Annotated in this window: 12 protein-coding genes; 5 read left to right on the forward strand and 7 right to left on the reverse strand. The window is 30.7% G+C overall.

The features are described from left to right. Positions 1 to 245: 245 nt before the first annotated feature. On the forward strand, positions 246 to 1,613 hold the full coding sequence (locus V9L05_RS19035) for an OmpA family protein (protein ID WP_338813481.1): 1,368 nt from the start codon (positions 246 to 248) through the stop codon (positions 1,611 to 1,613). Between the two features lie 363 nt (positions 1,614 to 1,976). Beyond that, positions 1,977 to 3,335, forward strand: coding sequence for a sodium:proton antiporter NhaD (nhaD, locus tag V9L05_RS19040; RefSeq protein WP_338813482.1), 1,359 nt, complete (start codon positions 1,977 to 1,979; stop codon positions 3,333 to 3,335). 203 nt (positions 3,336 to 3,538) lie between these two features. Here nhaD and V9L05_RS19045 read toward each other — a convergent pair whose 3' ends face one another. After that, entirely contained in the window at positions 3,539 to 5,182 is a 1,644-nt protein-coding gene (locus V9L05_RS19045) for a hypothetical protein (protein WP_338813484.1), read from the reverse strand. 446 nt (positions 5,183 to 5,628) lie between these two features. Between V9L05_RS19045 and V9L05_RS19050 the strand changes: the two genes are divergently transcribed. After that, positions 5,629 to 6,060 carry a septal ring lytic transglycosylase RlpA family protein gene (locus V9L05_RS19050; RefSeq protein ID WP_338813486.1) on the forward strand — a complete coding sequence of 144 codons (432 nt, stop codon included), beginning with the start codon at positions 5,629 to 5,631 and terminating at the stop codon, positions 6,058 to 6,060. Positions 6,061 to 6,186: 126 nt separating this feature from the next. Here the strand turns inward: V9L05_RS19050 and V9L05_RS19055 are convergent, their stop codons facing one another. The 3 genes from V9L05_RS19055 to V9L05_RS19065 all read right to left on the reverse strand — a co-directional run bounded on the left by V9L05_RS19055 (position 6,187) and on the right by V9L05_RS19065 (position 10,500). Continuing rightward, on the reverse strand, positions 6,187 to 6,996 hold the full coding sequence (locus V9L05_RS19055; protein ID WP_338813487.1) for a DUF1206 domain-containing protein: 810 nt from the start codon (positions 6,994 to 6,996) through the stop codon (positions 6,187 to 6,189). A gap of 172 nt (positions 6,997 to 7,168) precedes the next feature. Continuing rightward, the gene (locus V9L05_RS19060; RefSeq protein ID WP_338813488.1) at positions 7,169 to 8,494 is read right to left on the reverse strand and encodes a chorismate-binding protein; all 1,326 of its coding nucleotides are present in this window, start codon (positions 8,492 to 8,494) and stop codon (positions 7,169 to 7,171) included. Between the two features lie 347 nt (positions 8,495 to 8,841). Further along, positions 8,842 to 10,500, reverse strand: a complete 1,659-nt coding sequence (locus V9L05_RS19065; RefSeq protein ID WP_338813489.1) for an amidohydrolase — start codon at positions 10,498 to 10,500, stop codon at positions 8,842 to 8,844. 232 nt (positions 10,501 to 10,732) lie between these two features. Between V9L05_RS19065 and V9L05_RS19070 the strand changes: the two genes are divergently transcribed. Further along, positions 10,733 to 12,238, forward strand: a complete 1,506-nt coding sequence (locus tag V9L05_RS19070; RefSeq protein WP_338813490.1) for a glycine--tRNA ligase — start codon at positions 10,733 to 10,735, stop codon at positions 12,236 to 12,238. 298 nt (positions 12,239 to 12,536) lie between these two features. Here the strand turns inward: V9L05_RS19070 and infC are convergent, their stop codons facing one another. The 3 genes from infC to V9L05_RS19085 form a co-directional block, all read right to left on the reverse strand. Beyond that, a complete protein-coding gene (gene infC / locus V9L05_RS19075) occupies positions 12,537 to 13,319 on the reverse strand; it encodes a translation initiation factor IF-3 (RefSeq protein ID WP_338815427.1) in 783 nt (260 codons plus the stop codon). Between the two features lie 384 nt (positions 13,320 to 13,703). Continuing rightward, on the reverse strand, positions 13,704 to 17,294 hold the full coding sequence (locus V9L05_RS19080) for a M1 family aminopeptidase (RefSeq protein WP_338813491.1): 3,591 nt from the start codon (positions 17,292 to 17,294) through the stop codon (positions 13,704 to 13,706). 57 nt (positions 17,295 to 17,351) lie between these two features. Next, entirely contained in the window at positions 17,352 to 18,221 is an 870-nt protein-coding gene (locus tag V9L05_RS19085; RefSeq protein ID WP_338813492.1) for an ABC transporter ATP-binding protein, read from the reverse strand. 479 nt (positions 18,222 to 18,700) lie between these two features. Here V9L05_RS19085 and V9L05_RS19090 point away from each other — a divergent pair, with 479 nt between their 5' ends. Then, on the forward strand, positions 18,701 to 19,867 hold the full coding sequence (locus tag V9L05_RS19090; RefSeq protein WP_338813493.1) for a histidine kinase: 1,167 nt from the start codon (positions 18,701 to 18,703) through the stop codon (positions 19,865 to 19,867). The last annotated feature ends 123 nt before the right edge of the window (positions 19,868 to 19,990 follow it).

A 19,990-nucleotide genomic window follows, 5' to 3' on the forward strand; every position in this document is an offset into this window, starting at 1 on the left:
GTGATAATTTGATAAATCAAATTTTATTATTGGTAAATCTAAACTTGTTTTTTTGTAAAACCACTTTTTTTAAACATTTTTGTAAAAGCAAATAACAATCTGACGTGCATATATTTGGAATAGAACGAGGCATAAATCTAAAAAAACTAAAAAAGAACGTTTTTTGCTTACCTTAAATATAATAATTATAAAAAATAATTATTAGCCACAAAAATATCCTACCTTACACAACTATTTTTATCAAAATGAATAGAAAAATACTACTAAATTTCCCATTGAGCAAAAAAAGAACTAAAAAAAAAGAATTTTATAAAAACAATAAAAAAACAGTAGTCTTAGCTTCAATTTGTCTAATGTTGGTGTTTTCATCCTTCTTTTCCCCAATAAATAAGATAGTTGAACACTCTTTTTCAACTCTATATGAAAATTGGAAAGGTATTCCTTATGCAAAGGATATTGTAAAAAATAAAGTTAGCTATCTTCCTACTAGTTTTTTACCTAAAAGTATTTTCTCGTCGATTTCTCGTCCGTTAGATGACCAACTTATAGACGGACGTTTTACCATAGGTTATGGCGATAAAAGTATTTTATTTGGTTATCCTTATTCTTTTTCTACCTCTCATTTTGTTTTACAATCAAGTGGAAAATATGCATCTAATAACCCAGAGCTTTCTCAAACGAAGGCATTAAAAGGTGTTCTTATTTCAGAAGTGGAAGAAAATTCTGATATGACGTTTACTTCAAAAGTAATTTATACCTATGATAATCTATTGATAACCCAAACTTTAGTGCCTGTTGATGCAGATTTAGAAGATTTAGAAAATACGTCTAAAGGAAATTATTATAAAATAGAATATGAAATAGAAAATCAATCTGATGCTCCAAGAGACATAGAGTTTACACTTTTGTTAGACCCTATGATTGATGCTGATGATATTTGTAAACTTTCGGCTGATGGTTCGCATATTGGGATGGATGTAAAGTTTGAAAGTGCAAACATGCCTTTACATTTTGCATTTTTTAATGGTGGCTTGCAGGCACAGTTAGTCACTAAACATAAAAATGTAATTGGTCCAGACTTGGCTTATGTAGGGCAATGGGCATATCTAACAAATGTTTTGCAACTTGAACAGCAAAAAGTGGGAAACTATACAGATGACAGTGCAATTCTTTTGAGATGGAATACAAAAACGTTAAGAAAGGGTGAGGTGCGTACTTTTAGAGTATTTTATGGCGTGCCTAAAGGAAAAGAAGGAATAAATTTGCAACATCATCACCCAAATAGAAAATCTCAAATTACGTTGTATTTTGATGCTAACCAAAGTCAATTAAGTTCAGAAGAAGAAGCTAAATTACGAAACTTTATTGGTGCTAGACGTTGGAAGGCTGCTTTAGTAGAGGGCTATACAGATGCAAAAGGTTCTGAGCAAGTAAATTTAGAACTCTCTAAAGATAGAATCAGTCAGGTGGGCTATGCTTTGCAGATGTTTGGTGTAAAATATGAAAAAATTTTACGCAAATCACACGGAGAATTTTTTGCTCGCAATGATGATACAGCTAGAGGAGTTGGAGAACAAAAAGATCGAAAAGTAGTAGTAACAGTTTGGAGATAGAATGAAATAAAACTATAAGACAGATTTTTAAAGTAGAAACAACTCGTTTGCTTTAAATTCTAATTAAGTTTGTCTATTCTTTTATATTTTTTCTTGTTTCCTAACTTTAGAAACTTAACTTTGCACTAGGTTTATTAAGCCTGCTTTATTATGTAGGCATTTCTGAACCAAATTATTTATACATTATTATTATTCGAATTTTATTTTAGATTAATTTTAGCTTTTAAGATTTGAGAAGCAGCATCTAAATCAATTATTTTAATTATAAATATAAACTGCAAATTAGAATAAGATAGAAAAGTAATCTGTCTTAATTCTATAATCTATATCCTTTTTGGCTATTTTCTAACCACTTTTAAATCTATGTCTTACGAGATTGTCGTTATTATAATTTTTGTTTTGGGCTACATGGCTATTGCCCTTGAACATAATATTAAAGTTGATAAAGCTGCGCCTGCGCTTCTAATTGCTGTTCTGTGTTGGACAGTCTATATCGTTTCAGAAGGAATACTACCTCACGATGAAGATATGATTCATAAAATTGTTCATGGACATGAACAAGGACTTCTTACACATCTTGCCGAAACCTCCCAGATTCTATTCTTTTTGCTTTGTGCCATGACGATTGTTGAAGTAATTGATGCTCATCAAGGCTTTGAAGTAATTACAAAAAGAATAACCACACAAGATAAAAGAAAACTTATTTGGATTATTAGTTGGGTAACATTTTTCTTATCAGCAGCATTAGACAATCTTGCAACAACTATTGTAATGGTTTCGATGCTTCGCAAATTGGTTACAGACAAAAATGATCGTTTGATATATGTAAGTATGGTAGTTATTGCTGCCAATGCTGGTGGTGCGTGGTCGCCTATTGGTGATGTTACAACTACTATGCTTTGGATTGGTGGACAAGTAACAACAGTAAATATTATTACAAAATTGATGTTGCCTAGTATTGTATGTTTACTTGCTCCTCTTACAGTTATTACTTTCATGTTAAAGGGAGATTTGAAACCAGACAAAAAAGGCACTTTAGACTCTGGAGGACATGGAGGACATGCTCCTATTCAAGTAAGAGAGGCTGATAGAAACCTAGTATTCGGAATTGGTCTTGCAGGACTTTTATTTGTTCCTATCTTCAAAACAATTACACATTTACCTCCTTTTATGGGAATGTCATTTAGTTTAGGAATTGTATGGCTGGTTACTGAAATACTTCATAATCGCAAAAAAGCAGAAGATGGAGCACACGGTAAACTTTCTGTTGTAGCGATTTTAGAGCGTGTAGATGTTCCTAGTGTACTATTCTTCTTTGGTATTTTGCTTGCCGTAGGTTGTTTGCAGTCTATGGGAACACTTAATAAACTAGCTGTCTTTTTAGATGCGACTTTCACAGGAGAGGGAGGCGTTTATATTATCGGTCTTCTTTTAGGACTTATGTCTGCGATTGTAGATAATGTACCATTAGTAGCTGCCTCTATGGGTATGTATGATTTGAGTGTATATCCTCCAGACCATGTGTTTTGGGAGTTTATTGCTTACTGTGCAGGAACAGGTGGAAGTACACTTATTATCGGTTCTGCTGCTGGTGTAGCTGCCATGGGAATGGAGCATATTAACTTTATGTGGTATCTTAGAAAAATTGCTTGGCTTTCACTTATTGGATACGTTGCTGGAGCTGCTGTATTTATGGCTATGCAATTATTTGTTGTTCATTAATTGAATAAAGAAATATCTATATAAAAATAACGCTATGAAGAAAATTCATAGCGTTATTTTTTTGTTTATATCAAACTTATACCAAAATATATCTTGTTCAAGCATTTTACTTGAATGCTCTTTTTAGCTTTACTAACTTTCAGTTTGTTAGTATATATTGACAGAATAAATAGAAACAAGATAGAATCTTGTGTCAGTAAAAATTACTTCTCTTCTTTCTCTTCCTTTTTATCGACCTCAACAGCCGAAAAAGGATAACGCAAACGAGTAAAATAAAAAACTTTTCTACGAGCAGGACTAGAAAGTTGATTTCTGACAATTTGATAACCTGATACCAAATAATTGTCATCGTACCAGTGCATCAAAATTTCATCAGAACGATTGACTATATTATCCAAACTATCTCTTCTTGGAACTTCATATTCAGAGATTAATTCTTGCTCTTTACTTTTTACAGTTTGTTTGTAAAATAATTCTTCTTCATCTAGTCTAAAAAGTGCTAATGTATCATTTCTGACGCTATAAGAGAAAAAAGGAAATATTTTTTGTGACTCAAACTCATCAAAGTCAAATTGGTTATCCCAAAGTAGTTTTCCTTCTTTATCAAAACTACAAACGATGCCTTGTTCATATTTATAGCTCACTGTCACATTTGGATTTGGATTTCCTCCATTTTGCCACATACTTCTGTTCCCTCCTCTGTTATTATAAACCCGAGAGTTTCCAGAACCAAAATAAGGATTTCCTATCATATTGTTAGCTACATTGTTTCCGTTTTGATAAACGGGGTTATATCCTTCCAATGATAAATAAATTCGGTCTTTTTCTATTCGTAATGGACTTACGAAGTAATCATTTGAGTAGCGTACAGGAGAGTCTTTTTTTCTTGCTCTTTTAACTTTAACAGCCATTTTTTCACGCTTTTTCTCATTCAAATTATTAAAAAAATTATTCAAATAAGAAAAATCATAAAATCTAAAACCGTCTTCTTTTTTATCCTTTATCTTCAAACTATAAATTCCTTGTGAGCGTTTCCATTTTGGAGAAGAGTATGTTCCAAATACTATTATTTCATCTGTTGCTGTAATCAAAGGACGAAAAGTTTGTAAATCATATTCTTTATTATCTGGAATAGTTACATTATAACGTAATTGAGCATCCAGACTGTAGAAATAAAAGAATGAATATTTATATGAACTATATTTACCTGCCACAATAGCCAAAATTACATCATTTTCAATATCTATACTTAGATTTGCCAAGTAAGTGCTTTTCTGAACTAAAGAAGGTAAAATTTGCTGTCTGCCTGTTTTAATATTTAGATGTAAAACTACTGGATTATTCTCTGCTTCTCCTCCCAAAAGAATTATATTTCCTGCTGCACATATTTCTGTATAAGTAGCTTTTAATATTTTCTCATAAGTAATAATTTTCATTATCCCACTATGCAAGTTTATTTTTAATATTTCATAATCATAACGTTGTTTATCTACCAAATAATAAATAAAACTATCTGCAACAACATAATGAACAATTTTATCTTCTCCTTTTACCACATGTTTTTGTTCCCAAATATTTTGAAAAGTAGTATCATATTTAGCTATTAAAATTTCTTTTTGTCCTTTTACATAATGAGTTAGAGAAACTAATAAACCATTTTCTCCTAAAGGCACAGCCGTGTAATCTGAAAAATCAGAGCCTTCTTCTGACTTTGTTGTAATTTCGGTGTGATCAATGACTTGTATCTGTGCTGAGCTAGAAAAGCATATTCCGATAAGTAAAAGTAAAATGAAATTAGCTTTCAAAAAAAGTGAATTATTTATAGTTATTTTTTTATTGTTGGTCATAGTCAAAATTGGTATTTTTTTATACTTTAAAATAGTTACAATGAAAATAGAATCAAATTTTTATCCATTCAAATTAATCAAAATACTAATCTTTCTAAAATTTATTTGAAAAAATAATTGTAAAATGATATTCTAATTTTTAATCAAATATAAGTTAGTTTTTTGAATAAGTGACTGAGCAAAATTATTTATTAGATTAGGCAAATCTATCTGCCATCTGAAAGGAGTTTTGAGAGTTGTAAATTTTCATTTTCTAAATCTTTTTTAGATATGTTTTATTTTGTCTAATTGCTTAAATCAAATAAAAATTATATCCAACTTGTTGATAGTGTTGTTTTTGGTAAGGCTTTTGTAAAATCTATTATAAAAGATATAAAATAAATACTATTTTTTACTCTTTACTGGTTTTGTAAAACCTAACTTATTCACTAACAATATTATACAATATGAATCCTACGATAAAATTTAAAAATATTTTGAAAGTCAAAGCAAACGTTCTCTTCTTTTCTATGTTTCTAATTTTTTCGCTTTCCTCTTGTGACGAATTATTTGCACCTGTAGAAGATGATTCTACAAATGGAGGAGAGTATACAGAAGAAGGAATTGCATCTTATTATGCTGATAAGTATGAAGGAAGACCTACTGCAAGTGGCGAAACATTTAGACAAAATTTATTGACAGCAGCACACAAAACACTTCCTTTTGGTACAATGGTAACTGTTACAAATCTTAAAAATGGAAAAAAAATAAGAGTCAAAATAAATGATAGAGGTCCTTTTGTAACAGGTAGAATTATTGATGTAACTAGCAGAGGAGCAAGAGAATTAGACTTTATTCGTGATGGAATTGTAAATGTTAAAATAGAATACGATTTATAGAAACTAGTTGAAAAGACAGATTCTAAAATTGGTAAAGCTAATTTTATAGTTGAGTAAACACAAAAAACCTCAAATTATGTTAGAATAATTTGAGGTTTTTATGTACAATTAAATTTTTTAGATTTATTACTGAATATAAAATTCTTTAGCTTTAATCATCATAAAAAGACCATAGAGAGCCAAGCCAAGAGCTACTAACCCAACTAGCCAAGCACTAGTGGAAGAAAACATAAATTCGAATGCTCCTTCTGTTCCACCTGCTTTACTCGCATTAGATTCAATAGCAGCACGTGCTGTAATATAACCAGCAACTAATAAAACAATTCCTCTTGAAATATAACCTACTTGCCCAGCTTTTCTGACTACTTCTTTTGTTTTGAATCCTAAATCACTTACTTTTTTCATGTGTTTATTCGAAAATCCTTTCCAAATATCATAAACTCCTTTTCCAATAATAAAAAGAGCTAAAATACCAATAATCACTTCACCAGCAGGAACTTCAAGAATTTTGGCGATAGCTGTAGTACGTCCACCACCACCTGATGAAGAACTTCCTCCTTTAATTGCCATTTTCGCTGCAAAAGTAGCAAATGTACCATAAGAAAGACCACTAATAAAAAATCCTATGCGACGAAATTTATTTTGTGTGTCATTTTGATCATTCTCGGGATTGATAAAAGCCTGTGTCCATCGCCATGCTGTATAACCAAAAAGACCAACAGCAACAATACCTAATAAAATACGTCCGAAAGGTTGTTGTAAAATAAATTGAAAAATACCAGTTTTACCACTTACTTGTCCTCCCAAACCAAAGGCTGTCATTGTAGCAAGTACACCAATCAGGAGATAAACAACTCCTTTCATAAAATAGCCTGACTTGGCAAACTTTTCTAGGGATTCTTTTTTGTTTGTTGATAATGAGTTAATCGAAATCATAAAAATTGAGAGTTTAAAAAATGTGACTGAATATTGAGTTTAAAAAATGAGTATTTAACATATTTATAGTTTAATACTGTTATAATCAACTACTATTAAGTTTTTTTGTTTAAATAAAATGCTGTAAGGTTACACATTAAAAAAACTTTTACAGACACAGAAGTAAACTAAATTACTCAAAAACCACACTTTCTATCGTTTGACATTTCATCTCGGTTTCTAGCCATTCTTTGTCAGTATCCGAATCTGCCGTAATTCCACCTCCTGCATACAAAATAGCTTGATTTTCTAAAAGTTGCATACAGCGAAGATGAACATAAAGACTACTTCCATTTTTGAAATTAATTCCACCTAAATATCCTGCATAAAAACCTCTATTATAGCCTTCATTTTCCAAAATAAACTGTGTCGTAATTTCTTTTGGCATTCCACAAACTGCCGAAGTTGGATGTAAAAGTTCTAACATAACCGTTGCCAGTTGTGGGAAACGCTCTTGTTTTGTATCGACTAAAAACTCCGTTCTCAAATGCAAAAGGTTTCCAGCCCTTACCGTTTTAGGACCAATTTCTTCGTATTCTCTCAAACGAATTTTCTTAAAACAATTTATAATATAACGACTGACTAAAGCCTGTTCTTCAATTTCTTTTTGTCTCCAAAGTGCATTTTTGAGTTCTTTTACTTCTTTTCCTGACTGTGTTCCTGCCAATGCCATGGTTCTAAAAATTCCATTTTTATCTTGACTGACCAAAAGCTCAGGCGTTGCACACATCCATGTACCAACAAGAGGAATCGAAACCAAAGACACAAAAGCAGTTTTGTAAGTCTGCTCTAATTTATGATAGGCTTCCAAAGCATCAAACGTATTTTTTCCATTTTTATCTAAATCAATAAATTTATTGCGTGAAATAACTACTTTTTGAAACTCATCATTTTGCATTGCTTTTATCGCTTTATCGACAGCTTTTTCATATATTTCTTTTGTAGTTGCTGCTGGAATACTTTGTGGATAAAAATAAGGCGTTTTACAATCTTTTTTGTTTTGTAATTGCTTTAATTTCTGAAAAAAATCTTTTTTAGTTTGATTTAATTTTTCAAATTTCTTTTTGTCTTTAGAAGGGATATTTTCTACAATAAAATCATTTGAAGAATCAAAATAGAGATGTGCTTCTAAAAAATAAGCCTTTGAGTTGTTTTTTCCTTTATGAGTATCAAATTCCTTTTCAAACTTATGCATCAAAAAGCCTGTTCCTAAATCTTCTAAATCGGCTTCCACTAACCTTGTTTTTTGAGATAAATCTATAACTAACTGCAAATTATCTGTATTGGGTTCTCTCCATAATGAAACAGCTAAGTTTTGAGCAATGGCAGCACACCACATTTTTTTGATAAATTGAAAAGAATTTAATTTAATTTCTCCTTCATTCTCTTTATTGGTATCAAAAAATGTAGTTGTATCTGTAATAGAAAGTATTTTGGAAATAGCTAAATGATTTTTCACGACTGGTTATATTTTATATGTATATTGCTCTTGATTAAAAAGAGCAAGTAATAATCTTAGTTTCAAAACTTTCAAATTAAAATGAAAGTTACAATAACTAACGCAAAAATACGATACAAGTTTCAAAATTATTCTAATTTAAAAAAAAAATTTGGGTGTTTTTAAACTATTCACTTCAATAGTTAAACTATACTTTGTAACTGTATTCTCTATTACCTAAAAGTATAAATTCCTTTAAAAAAGGACAGGTAACGAAATAGAGTTTTCTAGGTTTATGTCTCTAAATTAATTACTTCTGTCCTTTTTTTAATGGTCTAACTTATATCTAGTAGTATAAGTTTTAGCATCTACTCTCCATAAACCTTCAAGCCCCCCAAATAGGTAGAAACTGCCTTTGTATTTGGAATTGCATCTTCTTCTACAGTCATAATATCTTGGTCTAAGATAACAAAATCAGCATATTTTCCTGCCGAAATGCTTCCTTTTTCGTTTTCTTCAAAATTGCTATATGCTGCCCAAATTGTCATTCCTTTGAGCGTTTCTTCTCTTGTGAGTGCATTTTGCTTTTGAAAACCTCCATCAGGATAATTTTTTAAGTCTTTACGTGCTACTGCTGCATAAAATGTATGAAATGGATTCACTTGTTCGACGGGATAATCCGTTCCTAAAGCTACTTTTCCTGTTTTTTCAAGAAGTTGCTTGTAAGCATAAGCTCCTTTTATGCGCTCTTCTCCCAAACGGTCTTCTGCCCAATACATATCACTTGTGGCGTGAGTAGGCTGCACACTCATCATTAAGTTATCATCTAACATTTCAAACTCTTCTGGAGCAACTACTTGTGCGTGTTCTATTCTCCATCTACGGTCTTTTTGTCCTTTCAAAGCATCATAATAAGTGCGAATAATCACAGCATTTGCAGAATCTCCGATAGCATGTGTATTCATCTGAAAATCAGAATTAGCCAGTTTTTTTGCAAGTGTTTGTAAGTCTTCATAACCAATAAGCATTGCACCATGATGATTTTCTTTGTCTGAATAAGGTTCTTTCAAAGCTGCTCCTCTTGAACCCAAAGCACCATCTGCATAGACTTTGAATGAAGAAACATTGAGTTTTTCGGTTTTGTAAGTTCCTTTTTTGAGGTACTCTTCTACATATTCAGGACGGTTACTTACCATGATATACATTCTCATTTGAAGTTGGTTTGTCTTTTGAAGACTGTCAATAAGAGAAATAATATCTGGAGAAAGTCCTGCATCATCTAATGTTGTCAATCCATAACTAAAATTGATTTTTTGAGCTTCCAAAAGAGCTTCTATTTGTGATTGACGGCTAGGTTGTGGAATTACTTCTCTTACTAGTTCCATAGGATTATCTACCAAAATACCAGTAAGTTTACCATTTTTTTGAATGATTTCTCCTCCTTCTACTTTTGTTGAAGTAGTGATTTTTGCGAGTTCAAGTGCCTTTTGATTTGCAATCATGGCGTGTCCATCTATGCGTGTGATAGCCACAGGAGTATCTGGAAAAAGCTCTGTTAGTTCTTTATTAGTAGGAAATTCTTTTTCTTCCCAATCATTTTGATCCCAACCTCTACCAACAATAAAAGGAGCATTTTTTTCTTTTTGAAAAGCAACAATTCTATCCAAAACCTCTTGATAGCTTGTTGTTCCTACTAAATCTACTTGTTGTAGTTTCATTCCTAAATTATAAAAATGACAATGTGCATCGATTAAACCAGGTAAAATAGTTTTGCCTTGTGCATCTACTTTTTCTGTTGATTCAAATTTATTTTGAATTTCTTCATTTGTTCCTACTTCAATAAATTTTCCATCTTTTACAGCAAATGCTTGAGCTTTTGGAGTTGTTTGATCCACTGTATAAACTTGAGCATTGTAGACAATCAAATCTACTTTTTGCTTAGTTGTGGAGTGGGTAGAGTTTTCAGATTTGTTTTGACAAGAAAATAGAATAATACTAGATAAAAGGAATAGAAAGAAATATTTCATTATGATAAAATTTGAGTTTTTTTGGTTGTAAAAGTTTGAATATAGCTATTCTTGAAATAGAGTTGTTTTGTGAAAGGTAAAATTATAAAAAGAAAACTAAAAATTTTATTTTCTTATATTTTTGACATGTTTTAAGAACTAATGTCTTTTACCAAAATCATTTCATATAGAATTCTTATCTTTGCTTATTCTATCAAAAAAAATTATCAAATCATATATTAAAAAGACTTTCATGGAAAGCACAGCAAAAAAAAATAAAAAACAAAAAGGAAGCCCTGAAAATGAGGTTTTTCAAAAAATAATTTCACATTGTAAAGAATACGGTTTTGTATTTCAATCGTCTGAAATCTATGATGGTTTACAAGCCGTTTATGATTACGGACAAAATGGTTCTGCGCTTCGCAACAATCTTCAACAGGCTTGGTGGTTGGCAATGACACGTTTAAATGATAATATTGTTGGGATTGATGCAGCTATTTTTATGCACCCAACGACGTGGCAAGCATCTGGACACATTGAAGGTTTTAATGACCCAATGATTGATAACAAAGATTCTCAAAAGCGTTATCGTGCTGACCAAATTATTGAAAACAGAGCAGAACAATACGAAAAAGAAGGCGATAAAGAAAAAGCAACTACTTTAGTAGATAAAATGAATGACCTTTTGAAGAAAGAAGATTTAGAAGGGGTTCGTAATTTGATTATTGAAGAAAATATTGTTTGTGAGATTTCAGGAACTGCAAACTGGACAGAAGTACGTCAGTTTAATTTGATGTTTTCTACCAAAATTGGCTCTGTGGATAATGAAGCAAGTGAAGTTTATTTGCGTCCAGAAACAGCACAAGGTATTTTTGTAAATTATTTAAATGTTCAGAAAACTAGCCGTTTGCAGCCTCCATTTGGCATTGCACAAGTTGGAAAAGCATTTAGAAATGAAATTGTAGCTCGTCAGTTTATCATGCGTATGCGTGAGTTTACACAAATGGAAATGCAATTTTTTATTAAACCAGGGACACAAAAAGAATGGTTTGAAAAATGGAAAGAAAACCGTCATAAATGGCATTTAGCTATCGGAACGCCTGCCGACAAACTTCGTTTTCATGTTCACGACAAACTTGCTCATTATGCTGATGCAGCTGAAGATATAGAATTCAATTATCCAATTGGTTGGAAAGAAATGGAAGGAATTCATTCTCGTACAGACTTTGATTTAAAGCAACACGAAGAGTTTTCTAAGAAAAAATTGCGTTTTCATGATGCACAAGCAAAGGAAAATTATATTCCTTATGTTATCGAAACGTCTATTGGTCTTGATCGTCTGTTTTTGTCTGTGATGAGTAATGCATATCAAGAAATTGAATCTACAAACGATAAAGGAAATGTAGAAAAACGTATTGTTCTTTCTTTCCCTGCTCCACTTGCGCCAACAAAAGTAGCTGTTTTTCCTCTTACTAAGAAAGACGGTTTGCCAGAAAAAGCAATGGAAATTGTAAATGATTTGAAATTAGATTTAGAAACTTTCTATGAAGAAAGTGCTTCTATCGGAAAGCGTTATGCTCGTCAGGATGTTGTCGGAACTCCATTTTGTGTTACTGTCGACCATGATACGTTGGAAGACAATACAGTTACACTTCGTTATCGTGATACAATGGAACAAATTCGTATTCCAATTTCAGAACTAAAGGCAAAACTACTTCATGAATGCTCTATGAGTAGAATTTTAGAGAAATTGGTTTAGAAAAAACTTCTTGTCTATTTCTGCAATAATGTTGCAGGTTTTTAGATAAATTAAATATAAGTCAGACAGTCTTTAGATTGTCTGATTTTTCTTTTTTATGGGTTCTTATTCATAACATTCTGTTATACTACAATAAATACGATTTTTAGTTAAAAGAGTTTGATACTCATCACTACAAATTTGCCCTAAATTGGTTATATAATGCTATGTTAGGACAAAACATAATAGCAATAAAAAAAGTAGCTAAAAAATAATTTAGCTACTTTTTTATTTCGAATAAAATTACATGAGTTCCTATTTACTCTTCTTCCTCATTCGTATCTTTTTTGGTAGAAGGTTTTTTAGATATAGGAGCTTTTTTTACAGAAGCTTTGTCTTCTTTTTTAGAATCTTTATTTTCAGAACTATTATTGTCTGAATCTTTTGTTTCTGTGTCCTTACTTTTTACAGAAGGAGTGCTAGATTTTGGTTTTTCACTTTTAGAAGAATCTGTTGCTTTTTTCTTAGGCTTAGGGACATTTTTTGGTGTAAACATAATAATCATACGCTTACCTTCCATTTTTGGATATCCTTCTGGTTTACCATATTCTTCTAATGATTCTGCAAAACGGTCTAATATTTCTCTTCCTCTATCTTTAAAGACAATTGTTCGTCCTGCAAATTGAACATACGCTTTTACTTTGTTTCCTTCTTCAAGAAACTTTTGAGCATGTTTTGTTTTGAAGTCTAAATCGTGTTCGTTGGTATTAGGGCCAAAACGAATTTCTTTCACCACTACTTTATGAGCATTGGCTTTTAGTTCTTTTTGTTTCTTTTTCTGTTCGTATTTGAATTTCGAATAATCGATAATCTTACAAACAGGTGGTGTACCGTTGGGAGCGATTTCTACTAAATCAAGCCCCAGTTTTTGAGCGATTTCTAAAGCATCAGCAGTAGAATAAATTCCATTTTCCACATCGTCGCCTACGATACGAATTTCTTTTGCTCTGATACGACGATTTATACGATGAGGATCTTCCTCTCTTCTGATAGGTCGTCTGCCACCTCTTCTATATGTTTTTGCGATTGTATACCTCCTTATTTAATGAAGAATTTGAATATAAAAAATGAGTTTTTGAATAATGATAAATCTACGTCATACTTAATTTATCTAAAAAATAATGTATTTATAAATTTAAACTCACTACTGCTCTTAACTCACAGATAAAAAAATAGTTTTGTGAATTGCATTTTTATTGCAATTCTATTTTTTTAATAAAACTATATATTTTTTACTGAATATGCAAATTTAAACTTTCTATTCGTAAAATACCAATACTTTCATAAGTAATTATGAATTAAAAATTAAAAATTACGAATATTTTCTTTTTCGAACTTTAGCTATCCTTTTTTTTAAATGAGGATTTATATTTATATGACTTGTAGAAAACTATGATAAAGCCTATTTTTTATAAATATTTGCTTTTCACTCTCCAATTTCCATAAGATTATCTTCCAAATTTTTGTCTAAACGGGTAAAAAATGGATCAATACTAGCATAAATAGGTAATTTATTGACATAAAAAGTAAATGTGTTTAGTTCTTGATTGATATTTTTTGAATCTAAATAAATGATTTGCTCACTTTCTTTTTCTTTATCAATTTGAGAAGGTAAAACAGAAAAAAGTCCGATTGTGATAGGTTCATCAATAGAAATAGAAACTATTTTTTCATTTGTATTATCTTTATTTTCTAGAGTTTCAAAGCGTTTTGCTTTTACTTGTAGCGTAATTTCGTAGTTTCCTCGTGAATCGTTAGTGAGTTTTTTTGAGCTTACACTTTCAATTTTTAAATCATAAATAATTCGCTTTTTAAACCACTCATTTATCAAAGAATAATGTTTTTGAGGTGTGATTTTATAAACTTCTTCCAAAAAATCTAAAGAAGTTCCTGAAAACTCGCTTTTATTTTGATGTTTTTCTACTAGGTTTTTCAAAACTTGATTTACTTTTTCTTCTCCTATCAGCTCCTTTAATGCAAGCATCACAGCATAACTTTTTCCATACGATAAATAACTTTCTCCTCGTGCCAAATACAAAGCTGGTTCTATTTCATTTGTATAGGTTTTGCCTTTAAAATATTGTTTGTTTGCCGTTTTGCCGAGCTGAAAAAGATGTTTTTTACCAATCATTTTTTCCATAATCATAGCTTCATTATACTTTGTGAATCCTTCAACAATCAAACTTGAACCTTCAATATTTTTAGGCGATAAAGCGTGTCCCCACCATTGATGCGCCACTTCATGGATGGTTCTTTTGGTTAATAAGTCAAAATCATTGGCATTTCTTCTATCAATCAAGTACAATCTATCTTCTACCATCGAAATCATTCCTGCATGTGCAAAGCCTCCAAAACTCCAATAAGCAGGGATTTCAGCAATACGTAATTCTTTAAAAGGATATTTTCCATAGTTTTTAGTACAATAATCTAGTGTTGTTTTGATGCTTTTTATAATCTGTGGATTGTTAAAGTTATGTGAAGGATGATAATAATGTTCAATCACAATTCCGTTATATTTTTCTCTCTGAACAACATAATTTGCAGAGAAAAAAGAAACAGCAGGCGAAATCAAAATAGGCGTTTTGTAATGGTAATAGTTTCTTTGATTTTTAGTCCATTTTTTAATCAAATTTCCTGAAGTAATGGCGATTTGTTCAGAAGAAGTAGAAACAATCGCTTCAAAATTAATTCTTCCAATTCCATTATAATCCTCATTATTTAGGTCATCATCATTAACTTTTTCTTCTATTCTTTTGGGTAAATTTCGCAATTCTCTTTCATGTGAATTGGTAATTTCCCAACTTTTTGCATAACTCAAAATAGGAGAAAAATCTCTCAAACCAATATAAGAGCCATTTTTTAGAATACTTTTTGAGTTTTCAAATTCTTTTACTTCTTTATTTATTTGATACGAAAAAGAAACTTCTTGATTGGGCAAAATAGGTTTTTCAAACTCAAAAATCAGAATTCCCAAACTAGAATCTTGTTCTATCAATTTTGCATCTTGAAGAATTACATTTGATAATTTTTCTTTTTCTGTGATGAATAATTTATAGATTTTTTCATTGCTTTTATTTCTCAAAATATACTTTCCAACAGCTTTGTATTTTTGCTGATTTGGAAAAATATCCATCTCAATAGCAATAGAAACAGGAACTAATTTTTCATTCTTTTCATACGATTTATACTTTCGCTCATAGAGTTCTTGTCTGTCTAATTGCTCATTTTGTGTCAAATATTCAGTTTCAATATTGGTTTGATAGAATATAAATAGAGCTGAAAATAAAGGCAAAATAAAAGCAATCCCTAAAGTAAAATTTGATTTTTTGACTGTAAATAATTCAGAAATTGAAATTGTTTTTTCTCCTCGTTTCCAAATTTTGAAAGTCAGAATAGCTATAAAAAGTCCGATTAAAGTCCAATGAAAAGCCAAATAATGAAAACCTCCCACATTATATCCATTCATATCTGAATAATTGATAGTAGGCAAATTTCCAAAACGCAGCAAAGGATGTTCAATGCCAATTCCAAAAGAAAGAGAAGTTCCAAAAAGCAGAATAAAACAACCTAAAAGCAGCATTCCTAAATATTTATTTTTTATAAGACTTTGAATAAATAGAGCCAAAATGCTATAAAAAATCATCCTTACACCTTCATAATAGAATACAGAGACATATAAATCAAATTCAAAATTGAAGTAACTTTTCGAAATCTGTAATCCAATAGATAAAAGTATTCCTACCAAAATCAGAATAAAAGGTAAGGCAATCAGTACCGTTAATTTTGAGAAAAACAAAATTGTATTTTTGACTGGCAGAGCTTCCAAAATTCCATTAAATTTCAATTCTCGTTCCTTCCAAACAATTTCTCCACTATAAAAAACAATTAAAAACAGAGCTAATGGCTTCAAAATATCTTTAAAAAAATCTATCAAAATAAATGTAACAGGAAACAAACTTTCATTATATGCACCTCCATTTGTAGTTCTTGTATAGCTTTCTATCAGAACAATTATCATAAAAACTAAAAGCACAGCCACAAACGGCAAACTTTTAAAAATGAGTTGTAGATTAATTTTGGTTTGAATCAAATAACTATTCCAATGTATTTTGAAAGTTTTGTAATTGGGTTCAATGGAATCAAAAGTAGATGCAGAAATAAAATGATGATTCTCTTTTTCTGTACTATTTTTTTGTTTTTTTAGGCTTGTGTTGCTACTTCGAAAAGAAAATAATTTATACGAAAATCCCAAAATAAAAATGCCTGTTGCTATCCATAAAATTCTGTTTATGAGTAAATTGTCTGTAAAAGAAATCCATAAAGTATTTTTTTCTTGATTTGTCCAGTAGGTTGTTTGTTCGAAAAAAGCAGAAATTCCGAAAGGGTCTAAAATGGCAGCAAGTTGCAGATTTTCAGCTGAAGTAGAAGCCGAAGAAGCCATTAAGGGCGACTCAAAAAACATGGAACATAGAAAGTAAAACGCATAAATAAAAACAGCACTACTATAAACAGCCAAGCTATTTTTACTCAAAAGTGCCACCGAAAAAATAATAGAAGAACAAATAAATACGTTTGGCAACGCAAAAATAAACCAACTCCATAAATACATCAAAATGTTGAATTCTGCAATTCGTGCAGCATCCAAATCGTGTATAAAAAGTCCGAGTATCAAACCCAAAAACAGAAAGCTAAATGCCAACGAACTAAACACAAAAACACCTAAAAAACGACTCACAAAAAAAGAAGCTTTGGATAATTTTGTAGTGAAAACAAGACTTTCAGTTTCATAATTTCTCTCCCTCAAAACGCCACTAATCACAAAAAACATAATCATAAAAACACTTCCCAAACTAACCAAAGACGTTTGATAACTTATTTTGTAAGAAGAATTATAATCAATATCGTATGTTTGCTTGACTAAAAGTAATCCGAAAAGCAAGAAAATAAATGCTCCAAGAAAGAAAAAATAGTGTTTTCTTTGATAAGAAAATTCGAAAGAAATGAGTTGAGAAAGCATAAGTGTTTTATTTGATTTGTGGTAGTTTTTATTGCTAAACAGAGTTAAAACTCTGTTTTATAGGTTGCTTTTTGTAAAATAAAAATCTTCTAAAGTTGCCATTTTAGGCTTAAAACCTTCATTAGGAACTGTTTTTGAAAAAATAGTAAGTTGTGTTTTTCCTCCTATGAGTTTTGTAGAAATGACTTGAAACCTATTTTTGAGGTGTAAAACTTCATTTTTTTCTACCATTTTCGTCCAAATACAATCCTTTAGAGTAGAAATAAGCTCATTAGGATTTCCTTTTGTTATAATTTTTCCTTGTCCCATAATTGCCATATTGGTACAGAGTTCTCGTATGTCTTCCACAAAATGCGTCGATAAAATAACAATTCGGTTTTCTCCAATTTCACTCAAAAGATTCAAAAAACGATTGCGTTCTGTGGGGTCAAGTCCTGCTGTGGGTTCATCTACAATAATCAACTTTGGATTACCCAATAATGCTTGTGCAATTCCGAAACGTTGGCGCATTCCACCTGAAAAAGTAGCAACTGAGTTTTTGCGCTGCTGATACAAATTTGTTTGTTGTAAAAGTGCGTTTACTTGTTCTTTTCGTTCTTTTTTATTTTCTAACCCTTTCAAAATTCCTAAATAATTGAGCATTTCTTGTGCTGAAATTTTGGGATAAACACCAAATTCTTGAGGTAAATAACCAAGTGTATGACGAATTGCATCTGGATTTTTTAGAATGTCATTTTTATTGAAAGTAATAGTTCCTAAAGTGGGTTCTTGTAATGTAGCAAGGGTTCGCATAAGAGACGATTTTCCTGCACCATTTGCTCCTAATAAGCCAAACATTCCGTCTGTGAGTTGTAAAGAAATAGATTGTAAGGCTTCTGTTCCGTTGGGATATGTTTTTGAAAGGTTTTCAATAGTGAGTGTGTTCATTTTGGTAGAGTTAAATGAGAATATTTTTTTCTACTGTCGTTGTGGGTGTCTCACCAACGACTGTTTTTTTCTATATTCCAAAACTAAAACACTATTTTTTCTCTATCTAATAAGAATGACAAACACGTTTTTTTTGACTTTATACACTTTCAAAAGACTGATAAACCATTTTAAATCAAAAAATACCTTGTTTGACCTTGTTTTTACTGGGTTTGTCATGATTTTTATGAATGAGAGTAAAGAAGATGTATTTTCGTATAAATATTTAAACGTCAATGAGGCTATATTTTGTTGTGCATTCAGTTCCTCAGAACTGAATGTTTCGCTTCCTCAGAAGCATAATTCAAGCAAATAAATCACGCTTCTGAGGAAGCATTTCGTTCAACTCTGGGGAGTTGAACACACAAAAAATATTGCTAAACTTTTTAAACAGTATACTAAAACCGTCATTGAGGTAGAAAATTTATATTTCAAATCTTATGAATCAAATTATTCCTCTTCTCAAAAAATATAAAGCTGTTCTGATAGGCTTTCCACTTACTTTTATTTTTGTAAAATTATTGCAGTACAGCAAACTAATTTTGATAGATGAAAAGGAGTTTTTTATGAATACTTTTTTTCTGTTGCTCTATGGAGTTGTTATTTCGTTGATGATTTATACCTATTTTAAAAAAAGAGGAAACTACCTATATCTACTTCTAGGACTTCTTTTATTGATTGGAGTTTTGGCTTTTGTACGGCTTTTTATGCAGGGAATGACTGATAATCCTATAATTATTTTGATTCTAATTTTATTTTGGATGGGTGGTTGTTATGCTGCTTTTCCATCTTTTTTTGCAAAATATAAAATCATTATTTGGGGGATTTATGGATTTTCATCGCTTTATTTTTTGTATGTTCGGTTGTTTTCGGGTGGATTGGAAATGTATTTACAGAAAAAAGAAACAGCTCTTAGTTTTTTTATTTTGCCTATTCCTGTTTTTTTTCTGATTTGGATATATGAACAATGGAAATGGTTACAAAACTTAAAAGCACAAAAAATGGCTGCCGAATTAGCACTTTTGAAAACTCAAATCAATCCTCATTTTTTCTTTAATACACTCAATAATCTTTATTCTTTGACGGTTCAAAATTCAGAAAAAGCTCCTACAATGATTTTGCAACTTTCTGATATGATGCGCTATACAATTTATGAAGGACAAAAACAGACTGTTTCATTATTTGATGAAATAGAATATCTAAAAAATTATATAGAACTTCAAAAAATTCGGTATCAAAAAAGTGTAGAAATCAACTTTTCAGTTGGACAAAATATCAATATAGAAACTACTCAAATTGCCCCTTTATTATTTATTATCTTGCTTGAAAATGCCTTCAAACATGGCGTGGAAACATTGAGAGAAAATGCTTTTCTGACTATTCAACTAGATTTGATTCAAAATAAAAATCAACAAGAACTTACTTTTTGGATAGAAAATAATTTTGATTCAGAAGAAAATAATCAAAAAGAAAAAAAGACAGAGCAAGGAATTGGATTACAAAATCTCAAACGAAGACTAGAACTTCTTTATCCTCAAAAATATTCTTTAGAAATTGAGAAAAAAGAAACCATTTATAGTGCAAAATTGAAAATTCAGATTGAGTAATCAATTTATAAAAACAGGGTTAAAACCCTGTTCAATTAAAAAACTGCCTTTTGTGTTTTTTACAAAGATATAGTTTCAAAAATAGGATATGAATTATACATTGGACAGGGTTTTAACCCTGTT

It is taken from the genome of Bernardetia sp. Wsw4-3y2 (assembly GCF_037126295.1).
GTDB lineage: Bacteria > Bacteroidota > Bacteroidia > Cytophagales > Bernardetiaceae > Bernardetia.